This is a genomic window from Amycolatopsis acididurans (genome assembly GCF_012328925.1).
Classification (GTDB): domain Bacteria; phylum Actinomycetota; class Actinomycetes; order Mycobacteriales; family Pseudonocardiaceae; genus Amycolatopsis_E; species Amycolatopsis_E acididurans.
Map to the genome: position 1 here is coordinate 23,770 of NZ_JAAXLS010000042.1, position 14,609 is coordinate 38,378.

The window sequence follows — 14,609 nt, forward strand, 5'->3', positions numbered from 1 at the left end:
CTAACGCACACCCCGCACGGTCCAGACCGCGGCCGCGGCGAACGCCAGACCACCCGCCACCGGACCGGCGGTGCGCGCCGCGCGCCGCGCCTTCGACGGCGAGGGCTTGTGCCGCGGCGCACGGCGACCGTGCCCGGCCATGTCGAGCACCTGCCCGGTGTGCAGCGCGGTGCGCCCGGTGTCCGCGTCGGCGATCTGCGTCGAACACGAAAACCCGTCGGCCACGAGAAGCGTCTCGGGGTCAGCGGCGCGAACCGCCGGGAGCAGCGCCTGCTCGCCGCAGTCCATCGAGATGCCGTACTTGCCGTCCTCGAAACCCCACGACCCGGCCAGACCGCAGCAGCCGCCGTCGAGACCGTCCACCCGCAGGCCCATCCGCTCCAGCAGCCGCCGCTCGGGTCCCGGCCCGCCGGTCGCGCGCTGGTGACAGTGCGTCCACTGCAGCGCGCGCCCCGTGGCGCGGGGCACCGGGATGTCGAAGGCCCCGAAGAACTCGGCGAAGTGGTAGGCGTTTCCGCTCAGCCGGCGGGCGTCGTCGTCGTGCGGAAGCATCTTGATCAGCTCGTCCTTGAACACGGCCAGGCAGCTGGGTTCCATGCCGACGACCGGCACGTCGTCGCGGACGTATTCGCGCAGCTCTGCGACGACACGGCGCAGGTACCGCTCGGCCGTGTCGAGGAAACCGTAGTCGTACAACGGCCGGCCGCAGCACACGTGGGACTCGGGCATGATGACGCGCCAGCCCGCGGCCTCGATCGCCTCGACGCAGGCCACGCCGACGTCGGTGTGCAGGTGGTTGGTGAACGTGTCGGGGAAGACGACCACGGGCCGCCCGTGCGGACTCCTGGTGCCACCGCGCCGCCGGAACCACTGCTGCAGCGTCATCGGGGCGAATTCCGGCAACGGCCTGCGCGGGTCGATGCCCGCGGCGAAGCGGGCGAGCCGCGCGAGCCCGGGTGCCCTGGTGACCGCGTTGGCCAGTTCCGGCATCCGGGCCGCCAGCCGCGCCGCCTGATCGATGAAGCCGAAGACGTAGGCGTGCCGCGGACGCCACCGCCGCCACGACCGGTAGTGGTGGCGCCGGAACTCGGCCTTGTACGTCGGCATGTCCACATTGACCGGACAGTCGTTGGTGCATCCCTTGCACGCCAGGCACAAATCCAGCGAGTCGGCGACCTCGCGGGACTGCCACCCGTCGGTGATGACCTCGCCCTGGAGCATCTCGAACAGCAGCCGCGCGCGGCCGCGCGTGGTGTGCTTCTCCTCGCGGGTCACCTGATAGCTCGGGCACATCGTGCCTTCGGCATGCGGGACGCGGCACTTGCCGACCCCGACGCAACGCAGCGCCGCGTGCGCGAAATCGCCGCCGTCCTGCTCGTAGGCGAACTTCGTGTCGCCGCGCGGCGGGTTGTAGTCCGGCCCGAGTTTGAGGTTCTCGTCGAGCCGATAGGGATCGACCACCTTGCCCGGATTCATCTTCGCGGCGGGGTCCCAGATCAGCTTGAACTCGCGCATGGCCTCGACGAGTTCCGGTCCGTACTGGCGGTCGAGCAACTCCGCGCGCTGCTGTCCGTCGCCGTGTTCCCCGGACAGCGAGCCACCGAACGAGCAGACGAGGTCGGCGGCCGCTTCCAGGAACCGGCGGTAGGCCAGCACGCCGTGGCGGGTGCGCAGATCGAAGTCGATGCGCGAGTGGATACAGCCCTGCGCGAGATGGCCGTACATCGCTCCGTGCAGCCCGTGCTGGTGCATCAGCTCACGCAGCGACCGCACGTACTCGCCGATTCGCTCGGGCGGCACGGCCGAGTCCTCCCAGCCCGGCCACTGGTCCCGGCCGTGCGCGAACGCCGTGGCACCCAGCCCGCCTTCCCGGATCGTCCACAGGTCCTCGCTGCTGCCGCCCTCCTGCACGCTCCTGGACACCAGCATCCGCTCGGGCGGGAACTTCTTCTTCTTTTCCAGCCAGCGCAGGAAGTCCTGCGCGTGCTGCAGCGACACATCGGTGCTGTCCGCGCCGAACTGCACGAGCAGCCACGCGTTGCCTTCACGGTGCGGCAACTCGGCCAGATCTTCCACGTGCATGTTCAGTTCCCGCTGATCCTCGATCAGCTCCCGGTCCAACACCTCCAGCCCGATCGGCTGCCACTTCTCCACGATCTCGATGGCCTCGTCGGCCGCGTCGGCGAGGTCGTCGAAACCGACGACGACCAGCGTGCGCTGCAGCATCGCGGGAGTGAGCCTGAGCTCGGCACGCAGCACCGTGGCGCAGGTGCCCTCGGTGCCGACCAGTGCGCGGGCGACGTTGAAACCGTTCTCCGGCAGCAGCTCGTCGAGGTTGAAGCCCGACACGCGGCGCGGAACCCGCGTCACCGACGGGAAACCGCGGCGGATGTGCTCGGCGTAGCGGTCCCGCAGATCCCGCAGCCGGGCGTAGATCTCGCCCTTGCGGCCGCCTTCGGCGATGATGCGGTCCACATCGGGCTCCTCGCCGACGCCGACCCAGAACCGGGCACCGTCATAGGTGACGATCTCCAGTGCCTCGACGTTGTCCGAGGTCCGCGGGCCGGGGCCGTAAAGCTGCGACTGCACCGAATGGATGCCGCAGGAGTTGTTGCCGACGTTGCCACCGATCGTGCACCGCGAGTGCGACGACGGATCGGGGCCGAAGACCAGGTTGTGCTCGCCGGTCACCCGGTTGAGGTCCTCGTTGATCACACCGTTCTCGCACACCACGGTCCCCCGCGCGCCGTCGATCTCACCGACGTGCGTGAGGTACTTGGAGTGGTCGATCACGACGGCGTAGTTCACGGTCTCGCCCGACAGGCTGGTGCCGCCGCCGCGGCTCAGGACGGGCGCGCCGTGGGAATGGCAGACGCGGTGGGTGGCGACGACATCGTCCAGCGTCCGCGGGACGACGACGCCGATGGGCACCTGCCGGAAGTTCGACGCGTCGTTGGCGTAGAGGGCCCTTGAGCCCCGGTCGAACCGGACCTCCCCGGCGACCGCTTCCCGCAGGGCGCGCTCCAGCGAGGTCACGTCGATCTTCTGCCTGCCCCGGGGCGGCCCGGGGATCGCGGGCTCGGTCTTGGCCGGGACGTCGCGGAAAGTGGTCATCGTGAAGTCTCCCGGTAGGGTTCCAGGTCCGGCCATTTCACCGTCAGGCCATGGCCGGGGCACGCGGGATCCGTCCGCAGCGCGCCACCGTCGAGGTGCGGCAGTCCGTCGAAGGCCAGCGACTCGACGCGGAGGTGATCGTGGAAGTATTCGAGGTGCCGCAACCGTTCCGCGGCACGGAAGGCGTGCGCCGACACCGCCGGGGCGCAGTGCGCGGACAGGTCGAGCTGATGGGCCGCGGAAAGCCCGGACACCGTGAGCACACCCGTGATGCCGCCGCAGCGCGTCACGTCGGCCTGCAGGCAGTCGACGGCGCCGATCAGATTCGTGAAGTCGCGAGCCACGAACGCGTACTCCCCCGCCGCGATCTCCAGGCCGGCGGGGCCGTGGTCACGCACCCTGCGCAGTCCCTCCAGATCGGCCGAGCTGACCGGCTCCTCGAACCAGGTCACGCCCCACTCGCCGTGAAAACGTTCCGCCCAGTACAGCGCCTCTTTCGGGGTCAGCGCGCCGTTGGCGTCCACGAAGAGCTCGACGTCCTCGCCCACCGCCGCCCGTGCGACGCCGAGCCGGTGCGGGTCGGCGGCCGGGTCACGGCTGGTCTTGAGCTTCACCCTGCCGATCCCCTGGCTCGCCCAGTGCGACAACTGCGCGTCGAGGCGCTCGTCCGGATAGTTGGTGAAACCGCCACTGCCGTAGACGGGCACGCGGTCGTGACACGCCGGCAGCAGCGTCGTCAGCGCGACGCCGAGCAGCCGCGCCTTCAGATCCCACAACGCGATGTCCACAGCGGACACCGCCATCGCGCCCAGCCCGGGGCGGCCGGCGTTGCGGATCTCGGCGAACATGCGCCGGGTGAGCGCGGGCGGGGCCATCGCGTCGCCGTCACGCACGGCCGGCTCGAGCTTGTGCTGCGCGAACGCGGCGGTGGCGGGAGCGCCGTAGGTGTAGCCGAGTCCGGTTTCACCCCCGGCGTGCACCAGGACCAGGATGACCGTGGTGGCCTTCCAGGACAGGGTGCCGTCCTGCTCCTGCCCGCCGGGTCCGTCGACCGGGATCGTGAAGGCGTGCGCCTCCAGCCGGTCGATGCGTACCCCGTCGGTCACGAGTCTCGGCCGGGAAGCTGTTCGTAGAACTCGGCCAGCTTCTGCCGGAAGCCCCGCACGGCCATGCCGACCTTGTCCGGGTCCTTGAGCTCGGCCTTGGCGGCCTTCTTGCCCTGCTGGTACATGATGTGCGGCGGGATCGGCGGGATGTCGGCGTCCACTTTGAACTCCAGTACGACCGGGCCGGTGCCGCCGAGCGCCTCGTCCCAGGCCTGCCCGATCCGCTCCTGCTGGTCGCAGTAGACGCCCCGCAGCCCGAGCAGTTCGGCATAGCGGGCGTAGGGCACGTCCGGGATGTCCTGCGAACCGGGGAACTTCGGCTCACCGGCCATGGCACGCTGTTCCCAGGTGACCTGGTTGAGGTCCTGGTTGTTGAACACGCAGAACACCAGCGGCGGTCCGCCGAGCCGGTCGGCGTAGCGCTTCACGGTGATCATCTCGTTCATCCCGTTCATCTGGAACGCACCGTCCCCGATGAACGCGATCACCGGACGGTCCGGGTAGGCGAATTTCGCCGCGATCGCATAGGGCGTGCCAGGGCCCATCGTGGCCAGCGTCCCGGACAACGATGCCCGCATGCCCGCACGGAGCTTGAGATAGCGCGCCCACCAGTTGGTCGCCGATCCCGAGTCCGCGGTCAGGATGCAATCATCGGGCAGCCGGGGCGACAGTTCGTGCGCCACCGTCTGCGGATTGACCAGACCGTTGAAATGCTGGCTCGCGCGGTCGTCCAGGATCCTGTTCCAGGTGCGGACGTTCTTCTCGATCTTCTCCCGCCACGAACGGTCCGTCTTCTGCTCCAGCAGCGGAAGGAGTTCCTTGAGCGTTTCCTTGGAGTCGCCGACCAGGTGCGCGTCCATCGGGTAGCGGATGCCGATCATGCGGCCGTCGATGTCGATCTCCACACCGCGCACACTGCCCTCGTCGGGCAGCCACTCGCTGTAGGGGAAGCTGGTGCCGATCATGAACAGCGTGTCACAGTTCATGATCATCTCGTCGCTCGCCTTCGACCCGAGCAGTCCGACCGGCCCGGTGACGAAGGGCAGCCCGTCCGGCAGCACCTCACGTCCGAGCAGCGCCTTGGCCACCCCCGCGCCGAGTTTCTCGGCCACCTCCACGACCTCGTCGGCCGCGTGCGCGGCACCCTGCCCGACCAGGATGGCGACCTTCTTGCCCTCGTTGAGCACGTCCGCCGCCACGCGCAGCTCGTTCTCGTTGGGCAGCATGCGCGGCCGGCTCCACCCGACGCTGGAGTACACGGCGCCGTGCGTCTTCGGCGGCGCGGGCTGGGCCTTCTCCTCCTGGATGTCCTCCGGGATGATGACGGTCGCGACGCTGCGCGTGGTCAGCGCGGTCTTGAACGCGCGGTCGATCACGTGCCGCACCTGCGCCGGGTGCATGCACACCTGCACGAACTCCGACACGTCGGCGAACAGGTGCTCCAGGGCCACCTCCTGCTGGTAGTGCGTGCCCTGCGAGATCCGCTTCTGCTGCCCCACCACGGCCACCACGGGCTGATGGTCCAGCTTCGCGTCGTACAGGCCGTTGAGCAGGTGGATGGCACCGGGCCCGGAGGTCGCCATGCAGCACCCGACCTCGCCGGTGAACTTGGCGTGGGCGCAGGCCATGAACGCGCCCATCTCCTCGTGCCGGGGCTGGATGAACTCCGGATCACCCTTCGCCCGTTCGAAGGCGCCCAGCATCCCGTTGATGCCGTCGCCCGGATAGGCGTACACCCGGTGCACGCCCCAGTGGCGGATCCTGTCCAGTACGTAGTCGGCGACCTTCATCGGCTGCTCCCGTTCGCGAGCCTTCGGCGTGTGCTGAGGTGCTACCCGGGGCATTCCGGCGAGAAACATCCGCTGTGTGCAAACTTTGCGCTTCGCATGATCGGTCTCGTCACCGGCGCCGCGCCTGGTCGGCGCCGCTCGTCTCGAGGTCGCCGGGAAGATGCGGCACGGGGTTGCCGCGGTAGCGGGCGTAGCGCATCGACTCCTCGCCCGGCTCCGGTTCCAGCGGCTGGTTGAGCTCCACGTAGTAGCCGCCGTCGCGGAGTTCGATGAGGCCGGTGTGCACACCCTGGCGCAGCACGTCGCGGTCGGCGCGCTGCAGCAGCCGGCAGATCCGGTGGGTGATCAGGTACGCCAGCGGCGGCAGCACGAGCACCCCGATCCGGCCGATCCACACCATGCGCTCGATCGGGATACGCCAGGCGTAGGCGATCACGTCGTCGACACCGGCCACGATCAGCAGGGCGTAGAAGGTCAGGACCATGACGCCGAAACTCGTGCGCGCCGGCACGTCGCGGGGCCGCTGGGCGACGTTGTGCATGCCGCGGCTCCTGGTCAGTTTCCGCTCCACGAACGGATACCCGAGCATGCCGCCGAACAGCAGCAGCGGCAGCACGACCGCGGGCCAGAAAACCGAGGGGATCGTGTAGCTGTGTCCCAGGTCGATGCGCAGTTCGGGCCACAGCCGCATCGCCCCGTCGATCATCTGCAGGTACCAGTCGGGCTGGGAGTTGATCGACGCCTCCCCCGGCAGGTAGGGCCCGAAGTGGAAGATCGGGTTGATCTGGAGCAGCCCGCCCATCACGACGAGGGTGCCGGTCGTCATGATCGACAGACTGATGCTCTTGAGCGCGAACGGCGGGAACATGCGGGTACCCACGACGTTGCGCTCGGTGCCGCGCTTGCCCGGGAAATGCGTGTGCTTCTGGTACCACACACCGGCCAGGTGCACGGCGACCAGCGCGAGCAGAATCCCGGGCAGCAGCAGGATGTGCAGCGTGTAGAGACGGGAGATGATGATCTCACCGGGAAACTCGCCGCCGAAAACGAGCCAGTTGGCCCACGTCCCGATCAACGGAACGGACAGCATGATGCCGGACATGATGCGCACGCCGGTGCCCGAGAGCAGATCGTCGGGAAGCGAGTAACCGCAGAACCCTTCCGCGATCGCGATGAGCAGCATGAAGATGCCGATGACCCAGTTCGCCTCGCGCGGTTTGCGGAACGCACCGGTGAAGAAGACGCGCAGCAGGTGCACCACTATCGCGGCGACGAACACGTTGGCCGCCCAGTGGTGGATCTGGCGCACCAGCAGCCCGCCACGCACCTCGAACGACAGGCGCATCGTGCTCGCGAAGGCTTTGGACATCTCCGAATTGTCCAAAGCGGAATACGGGCCGTGGTAGGTCAACTGGCTCATCGACGGGTCGAAGAACAATGCCAGATACGTGCCGGTCAGCAACAGCGTGACGAAGCTGTAGAGCGCGAGCTCACCGAAGAGGAACGAAAAATGCTCGGGAAACACCTTGTTCAGGCGCGGGCGCAACAGCTTCGCGGCGAGATAGCGCTCGTCGGCCGCCTCCGCCGCGTCGGCGATCTTCTGCTTCACGCACCCACCTCCTGCTGCTGCGCGAGGCGTTCCTCACGGGTGATCCAGCGCCAGGTCACCGCGATGGCGACGAGTCCCAGCGGCAACATGCCGACGATCATCGCCAGCCCGCCGGTCTCGTCGCCGAGGATGATCAGGACGACGGCCGCGAGGTCCAGTGAGGGGGCCGCGAGGAACAGGTACACCGCGCGCGCCGGCTCCGGCAGGCCGGGACCGGGACGCAGCACCGGCAGCCAGAACCACATCGCACCCGCGAGCAACACGGCGTGCAGCGCGGTGTCCACCACCACCGGGAACTCCTGCCGGGCCATCACGATCGTGAGCGCGCCGTGGAGCACGAGGAACACCGGCAGCGTGATCAGCGCGGAAGCGGGAACGCGTTGCCACGGCACGAACCGCTGCCCGGCGAGCACGAGTACCGGCGCGAGCACCGAAGTCAGCAGGCCCATCATCGCCATGTGCACCATCACGACCGCCTCCTGCCCGGGCGCAGCGCCGAGAAGGCGCGGGCGGCGAGCGCGCCGGCCGTGACCATGCGGGCGACCCGGTCGGCCGCCGGGTGTTCCTCCTGCGGGACCACCGGCGTGCTGCGCACACCGGTCCTGGCCGGTACCACCCCGGCAGGCAGCCGCTCCCGGCGATACGAGAATCCCCCTGCCAGCAAGGGAAAGAGCGCGAGGTAGCTGATCCAGTGGGTGAACAGGAATCCGAGCGCGAACAGGATCGCGGCGAGCGCGAGAAACCCGGCCGACCGGCTGCCCGCCGCCGTCCGGATCCGACGGCGCGAGCGCGGACGCGAGGCCGCGATGACCACGAGCCCCACCACGACCGTGATCAGCACCGCGGCCGCGTAGAGCCCGATGAACTCGAGACTTTCCCCGTAGGCGAACATGATCGAGGCCAGAACCGCGTTGAACGCGGCCCACCCCAGCACCACCAGGCCCGGCCTCATGCCCGTTCCTCCGCGAGATCGAGCAGCGGCGCGAAGCCGCGCACCTTCGGGATCGGGTGCTTCTCGTCGAAGTTGAGGACCGGCGGAGGCGAGGACGTGGCCCACTCCAGGGTGAACGCGTCCCACGGGTTGTCGCCCGCGCGGCGCGTGTGCCGCCGCAGGTACGACACGACCAGGTTGACCGCGAAGGTGACCATGGCCAGGCCGAGCAGCCCGGCCCCGATGGTGGCCAGCAGGTTGGCCGTGCCGAAACCGTCGTTGGGCAGGTAGGAGGCGACCCGGCGCGGCATCCCGGCCACGCCGAGCCAGAACATCGGCAGGAACGTCAGGTTCGTGCCGGCGACCATGAGCCAGAAGTGCAGCTGCCCCAGGCCCTTGTCCAGCAGCACGCCGGTGGCTTTGGGGAACCAGAAGTAGAACCCGGCGAACAGCCCGAACAGGCTGCCCGCCACCAGCGTGTAGTGGAAGTGCGCGACGACGAAGTAGCTGTCCTGCATGTGGTAGTCCAGCACCGGGGTGCCGACCATGATCCCGGTCAGCCCGCCGACGAGGAACTGCGGGATGAACGCGAGCGCGAACAACATCGGCACGGTGAAGCGCATCCGGGCGCCGACGATCGTGCCGATCATCCCCAGGTACTCCAGCCCGGCGGGCACGAGCAGGAAGATCGAGGTGAGCGAGTAGTAGTTGTCGCTGACCTGCCCGGTGGTGAACATGTGGTGCCCCACACGCTCATCGACAACGCGGCGAAGGCCAGCAGCGAGAGCACCGCCGGCTTGTACCCGAAGAACCGGCGGCGCGCGAACGTCGACAGCACCTCGGCCACGGCCCCGACGAACGGGAAGAACATCACGTAGACCACGGGATGGCCGTAGAACCAGAACAGATGCTGGTAGCCGATGTTCCAGATGTCGTTGGCGAACACGTCGGGCGCCATGCGCCCGATCGCGAGCATGCCGAGCGCGGCCAGCAGGGAGGGGAAGGCGGCCAGCACCATGAGGTTCGTGGCCACGGCCGACCAGCTGAACACCGGGATGCGCAGCATCGTCATGCCGGGTGCGCGCCGCAGCAGCACGGTCCACAGCACCGTGCCCGCGATGAGGATCATGCCGAGGCTCGCGGCGAAGTTCCCGGTGATCCACAGGTCGGTGCCGAAACCCGGGGAGAACCGGGCGCTGGACAGCGGGGTGTAGGCGGTCCAGCCTTCGGCCGCAGGCCCGCTGGTGAGCAGGAACCCGGACAGCACGGTGATCGCGCCGAAGAGGTAGAGCCAGAACCCGAGCATCGTCAGCCGCGGCGCCGCGACGGTCGGCGCGCCGACCTGCAGCGGCGCCAGGTACAGCCCGAAGGCCAGCGCGATCGGCGTGATGACGAGGTAGATCATGCCCGAGCCGTGCATGGTGAACAGCTCGTTGTAGGTCTCGTTGCTCATCATCCGCTCGCCGGGCTGGGCGAGCTGCGCGCGCATGAGCAGCGCGAGCGATCCCATCAGGAAGAACAGCACGAGCGCGGTCGCGATGGTCAGCATCGCGATGCGCTTGTGGTCGGTGGTGGTCAGCCAGGGCCTGCGCTCGGGCTGGAGCCCGGATTCGCGGGTCTCGGTCGCCGTCATGCCTGGCCGCCCTGGGCGAGCCAGCGCTGGTACTCCTGCGGTGAGACCGCGCGGACCCAGAAATGCATCGTCGTGTGGTAGGAGCCGCAGAACTCGGCGCAGCGGCCCAGCCACTGTCCTTCGTGGTCGAACGTGAGCGTCACACTGTTGTCGTGCGCCGGGAACGCGTCGACCTTGACCCGCAGATCGGGCACCCAGAACGAATGCTGGACGTCGCTGGAGGTGATGTCCAGCCGGACGGGCTGACCCACGGGAACGACCAGCGTCGGGATCTGCGTGTCGTTCTCCCCGCAGACACCGGTGACGGAGCGGTCGTTCTGCGGATAGTGGAAGCGCCAGCACCACTGGAAGGCATCGACGTCGACCCGCGTGGCGGCGGGTGCCGCGGCCGCGGGCTTGACCTGGCCCTGCAGGGAGTTGTTCGCCGAAGCCGTGACATAGGCCAGCACCCCGGCCACGCCGGCCAGCAGGATCGCATAGGTCAGCTCCACCACGGGGTGGGAGCTGCGCCGGCGGGTGTCGCCCGAACGCTTTCGGCTCAGCATCAGCGCCAGTGTCACCGCGACCGCCACGACGACGAACACGATCCCGGCGATCAGCCCCTCGAAGCTGATCATCCGGCTGAAGGCGTCCCGGAACTCCACCCGGCCTCCCGGTTTTTCCGCGCGCTGCTGGTCCGCCCGGACCTACCCCCTTCTCCTTCTTCCCAAACCCACGAAACATTTGCCTACTACAAGTTTTGCAGCGCGCACCACTGGGCGTGATACTGCTGTGCAAGGAGGAATCGATGCCGACGAAAGCGCAGATCCAGGACCTGGCCGCGCGCGGGATGGACTACCGCGACATCGGCCGCCGGTTCGGCATATCCGCCGGTTTGGCCTACCTGATCGGCACCGGACTGCCCGCCGACGGCGGGGACACGCCCAGCCCCGAGGAGCGCGAGGCGCGCGGGCTCGCCCCCGCGAGCCAGGACCTGGCCGATCCCGCGCACGAGAACCCCACGAGCCGCGGCGTGGTGCACGCGTGGATCGGCGAACGAGTCCGTCTCGACGGGCAAATGCGCGCCGCGGGCGGTTAGCGCGGCCAATCCGGGGTAAGCGAGAGCCGCGGCAGCGAGACGGAGGTGGTCATGGGCGTGCGGCGCTGGATCGAAGGCTGGCCGGTCTACCGGCAATGGACCCGGCACGATCCCACGGGGCACGGCGCGGCCGCCCAGAGCCGGGTGAGCGCGAACCTGACGCCGCGCACCGCCGGGGCGGACAAGGTGGTCAAATCGATCTGCCCCTACTGCGCCGTCGGCTGCGGGCAGAACGTCTATGTGCAAAACGGTGCGGTCACCCAGATCGAGGGCGACCCGGACTCTCCGGTCAGCCGTGGCCGCCTGTGCCCCAAGGGGTCGGCGAGCCTGCAGCTGACCACCGGCTCCGCGCGCGAGCACCACGTGCTCTACCGCCGTCCACATGGGACGAAGTGGGAGCGCCTCGACCTGGACACGGCGATGGACATGATCGCCGAGCGCACCATCGCCAGCCGCGCCAAGGGCTGGCAGTGGGAGGTCGACGGGGCCCGCACCCGCCGGACGCTGGGCTTCGCCAGCCTCGGCGGGGCCACTTTGGACAACGAAGAGAACTACCTGATCAAGAAGCTGTTCACCGCGCTCGGGGCGATGCAGATCGAGAACCAGGCGCGTGTTTGACACTCCTCCACGGTTCCCAGTTTGGGGACCTCCTTCGGTCGTGGCGGGGCCACGACGTTCCAGCAAGACCTGGCCAACGCCGACTGCATCCTCATCCAGGGCTCGAACATGGCCGAATGCCATCCGGTCGGGTTCCAGTGGGTGATGGAGGCCAAGGCCCGGGGCGCGAAGGTGATCCACGTCGATCCGCGGTTCACCCGCACCAGCGCGCTGGCCGACATCCACGTGCCGCTGCGCGCGGGCAGTGACATCGCGTTCCTCGGCGGGATCATCAACCACGTGCTCAGCGAGGAGAAGTACTTCCGGGAGTACATGCTGGCCTACACCAACGCCGCCACGATCGTCGGCGAGGAGTTCGCCGACACCGAGGACCTCGACGGGGTGTTCTCCGGCCTGGACCGCGAGCACCGCAGCTACGACCACGAGACGTGGCAGTACGACGGTGCCGAGATGCAGGCCGCCTCCGGCCAGCGCGACCAGGAATGGAACGCGCGCACGCGCCGCGGCGCGTCGGTTCGCGAGGCCGGGCGCGGCGAGGCCCACGGTTCCGGCGGCGCCGAGATCGGCGGCGAGCCCAGGACCGACGAGACACTGCAGCACCCGCGCTGTGTCTTCCAGATCCTCAAGCGCCACTACGCCCGGTACACGCCGGAGGCGGTCGAGCAGATCTGCGGGGTGCCGCAGGAGAAGTTCCGGCAGGTGTGCGCGTTGCTGTCCGGGAACTCCGGGCGTGACCGCACGAGCGCGTTCGCCTACGCGGTGGGCTGGACGCAGCACACGGTCGGGGTGCAGTACATCCGCACCGCCGCGATCCTGCAGGCCCTGCTGGGCAACATCGGCCGTCCCGGCGGCGGGATCCTGGCTCTGCGCGGGCACGCCTCGATCCAGGGCTCGACGGACATCCCGACGCTGTTCAACCTCCTGCCCGGCTACATCCCCATGCCGCACGCGCACACCAACGAGGACCTGGACACCTTCGTCGAGGCCGAGGGCACGCGCAAGGGGTACTGGGGCAACCTGCGCTCGTACCTGGTGAGCCTGCTCAAGGCGTACTGGGGTCCCGCGGCGCGCCCGGACAACGATTTCTGCTTCGACTACCTGCCGCGGCTGACCGGCAGCCACAGCACCTACGAAACGGTCATGGCCCAGCTCGAAGGCACGTGCACCGGCTACTTCCTGCTCGGCGAGAACCCCGCGGTGGGCTCGGCGAACGCGAAGATGCAGCGGCTGGGCATGGCCGCGCTCGACTGGCTGGTCGTGCGGGACTTCTCGCTCATCGAGAGCGCGACGTGGTGGAAGGACGGCCCGGAGATCGAGTCCGGGGAGCTGCGTACCGAGGACATCGGCACGGAGGTGTTCTTCCTGCCCGCGGCCACGCACACCGAGAAGGACGGCAGTTTCACCAACACCCAGCGCATGCTGCAGTGGCACCATCAGGCGATCGAACCGCGGGGCGACGCGCGCAGCGATCTGTGGTTCACCTACCATCTCGGCCGCAAGATCCGGGAGAAACTGCTCGCCGCGACGATGGCGGAGTCCACTTCGGACGAACAACGCGAGCGCGACCGGCCGGTGCTGGAACTGACCTGGGACTACCCCACGAAGGGCGAACTCGACGAGCCCGAGGCCGAAGCCGTGCTGGCCGAGATCAACGGCTGGAACGCCAAGGCCGAACCGTTGTCCAGCTACGAACAGCTCGAACCGGACGGCTCGACCGCGTGCGGCTGCTGGATCTACTGCGGTGTCTACAAAGACGGCGTGAACCAGGCCGCCCGCCGCAAGCCCACGAGCGAGCAGAACTGGGTCGCGAACGAGTGGGGCTGGGCGTGGCCGGCGAACCGGCGCATCCTCTACAACCGTGCCTCGGCCGATCCGGACGGGAAACCGTGGAGCGAACGCAAGGCGCTCGTGTGGTGGGACGCGGACAAGGGCACCTGGACCGGGCATGACGTCGCCGACTTCAAGGCCACCAAGCCGCCGGACTTCACGCCGGAGGAAGGCGCGACCGGACCGGACGCGCTGACCGGCACCGACGCGTTCATCATGCAGGCCGACGGCAAGGCGTGGCTCTACGTGCCCGCGGGACTGACCGACGGCCCGCTGCCCACTCACTACGAACCGCAGGAGTCACCGTTTTCCAACCTGCTCTACGCACAGGAGCACAACCCCGTGCGGCACCTGCTGCCGCACAAGAACAACCGGCTCCAGCCCAGCGGAAACGCCCCCGGCAGCGAGGTTTTCCCGTACCCGCTCACCACCTACCGGCTCACCGAGCACCACACGGCAGGCGGCATGTCGCGGTGGCAGCCCTACCTCTCCGAGCTGCAGCCCGAGCTGTTCTGCGAGGTCTCCCCCGAACTCGCGGCCGAACGCGGGCTCGACCATCTCGGCTGGGCGACGATCGTCACCGCGCGCACCGCGATCGAGGCCAGGGTGCTGGTCACCGAACGGATGAGCCCGCTGCGCGTGCAGGGCCGGACGATCCAGCAGGTCGGCGTGCCCTACCACTGGGGCCCGAACGGCCTGTCCGCCGGTGACGCGGTCAACGAGCTGACCTCGATGGTGCTGGACCCGAACACCCACATCCAGGAGGTCAAGGCCCTGACCTGCGACATCAGGCCCGGACGGCGTCCGCGGGGTCCCGCGCGGCTGGAGCTGGTGCGCGAGTACCAGCAGCGGGCAGGCATCACCGACGAGACCGGAACGGAGGTCTGACGTGTCGCTCGGGTA

9 protein-coding genes and 1 pseudogene are annotated in these 14,609 nt (G+C 68.9%); 2 read left to right on the forward strand and 8 right to left on the reverse strand.

From position 1 onward, the window contains the following. The 8 genes and pseudogenes from HFP15_RS33515 to HFP15_RS33550 form a co-directional block, all read right to left on the reverse strand. Complete coding sequence (locus HFP15_RS33515) at window positions 1–3,114, reverse strand: FAD-binding and (Fe-S)-binding domain-containing protein (protein ID WP_168520999.1); 3,114 nt, start codon at window positions 3,112–3,114, stop codon at window positions 1–3. Further along, on the reverse strand, window positions 3,111–4,220 hold the full coding sequence (locus HFP15_RS33520) for an enolase C-terminal domain-like protein (RefSeq protein WP_168521001.1): 1,110 nt from the start codon (window positions 4,218–4,220) through the stop codon (window positions 3,111–3,113). Before HFP15_RS33520 ends, HFP15_RS33515 begins: the two co-directional genes overlap by 4 nt. After that, a complete protein-coding gene (locus HFP15_RS33525; protein ID WP_168521003.1) occupies window positions 4,217–6,010 on the reverse strand; it encodes a thiamine pyrophosphate-requiring protein in 1,794 nt (597 codons plus the stop codon). Before HFP15_RS33525 ends, HFP15_RS33520 begins: the two co-directional genes overlap by 4 nt. Before the next feature lie 109 nt (window positions 6,011–6,119). After that, entirely contained in the window at window positions 6,120–7,619 is a 1,500-nt protein-coding gene (qcrB, locus tag HFP15_RS33530) for a cytochrome bc1 complex cytochrome b subunit (RefSeq protein ID WP_312871877.1), read from the reverse strand. Next, complete coding sequence (locus HFP15_RS33535) at window positions 7,616–8,086, reverse strand: cytochrome c oxidase assembly protein (protein ID WP_210718207.1); 471 nt, start codon at window positions 8,084–8,086, stop codon at window positions 7,616–7,618. The genes qcrB and HFP15_RS33535 overlap by 4 nt, the downstream gene beginning before the upstream one ends. Beyond that, window positions 8,086–8,571, reverse strand: coding sequence for a hypothetical protein (locus HFP15_RS33540; protein WP_168521005.1), 486 nt, complete (start codon window positions 8,569–8,571; stop codon window positions 8,086–8,088). The genes HFP15_RS33535 and HFP15_RS33540 overlap by 1 nt, the downstream gene beginning before the upstream one ends. Continuing rightward, window positions 8,568–10,183, reverse strand: a pseudogene (locus HFP15_RS44220) (cytochrome c oxidase subunit I). Before HFP15_RS44220 ends, HFP15_RS33540 begins: the two are co-directional and overlap by 4 nt. Further along, window positions 10,180–10,827 (reverse strand): cytochrome c oxidase subunit II, encoded by a 648-nt coding sequence (locus HFP15_RS33550; RefSeq protein ID WP_168521007.1) that lies wholly within the window; start codon window positions 10,825–10,827, stop codon window positions 10,180–10,182. The pseudogene HFP15_RS44220 and the gene HFP15_RS33550 overlap by 4 nt, the downstream one beginning before the upstream one ends. A gap of 143 nt (window positions 10,828–10,970) precedes the next feature. On the opposite strand from HFP15_RS33550, the gene HFP15_RS33555 reads away from it, so the two are divergent. Then, window positions 10,971–11,261 (forward strand): hypothetical protein, encoded by a 291-nt coding sequence (locus HFP15_RS33555; protein ID WP_168521009.1) that lies wholly within the window; start codon window positions 10,971–10,973, stop codon window positions 11,259–11,261. A 51-nt stretch (window positions 11,262–11,312) separates the two neighbouring features. Further along, the gene (fdh, locus tag HFP15_RS33565; protein WP_246272268.1) at window positions 11,313–14,594 is read left to right on the forward strand and encodes a formate dehydrogenase; all 3,282 of its coding nucleotides are present in this window, start codon (window positions 11,313–11,315) and stop codon (window positions 14,592–14,594) included. The last annotated feature ends 15 nt before the right edge of the window (window positions 14,595–14,609 follow it).

Bases quoted from the DNA above. Each gene is read 5' to 3' on its own strand.
- HFP15_RS33540 (WP_168521005.1), bottom strand. From the start codon at position 8,571: ATGAGGCCGGGCCTGGTGGTGCTGGGGTGGGCCGCGTTCAACGCGGTT.
- HFP15_RS33525 (WP_168521003.1), bottom strand. From the start codon at position 6,010: ATGAAGGTCGCCGACTACGTACTGGACAGGATCCGCCACTGGGGCGTG.
- HFP15_RS33555 (WP_168521009.1), top strand. From the start codon at position 10,971: ATGCCGACGAAAGCGCAGATCCAGGACCTGGCCGCGCGCGGGATGGAC.
- HFP15_RS33515 (WP_168520999.1), bottom strand. From the start codon at position 3,114: ATGACCACTTTCCGCGACGTCCCGGCCAAGACCGAGCCCGCGATCCCC.
- HFP15_RS33535 (WP_210718207.1), bottom strand. From the start codon at position 8,086: ATGGTGCACATGGCGATGATGGGCCTGCTGACTTCGGTGCTCGCGCCG.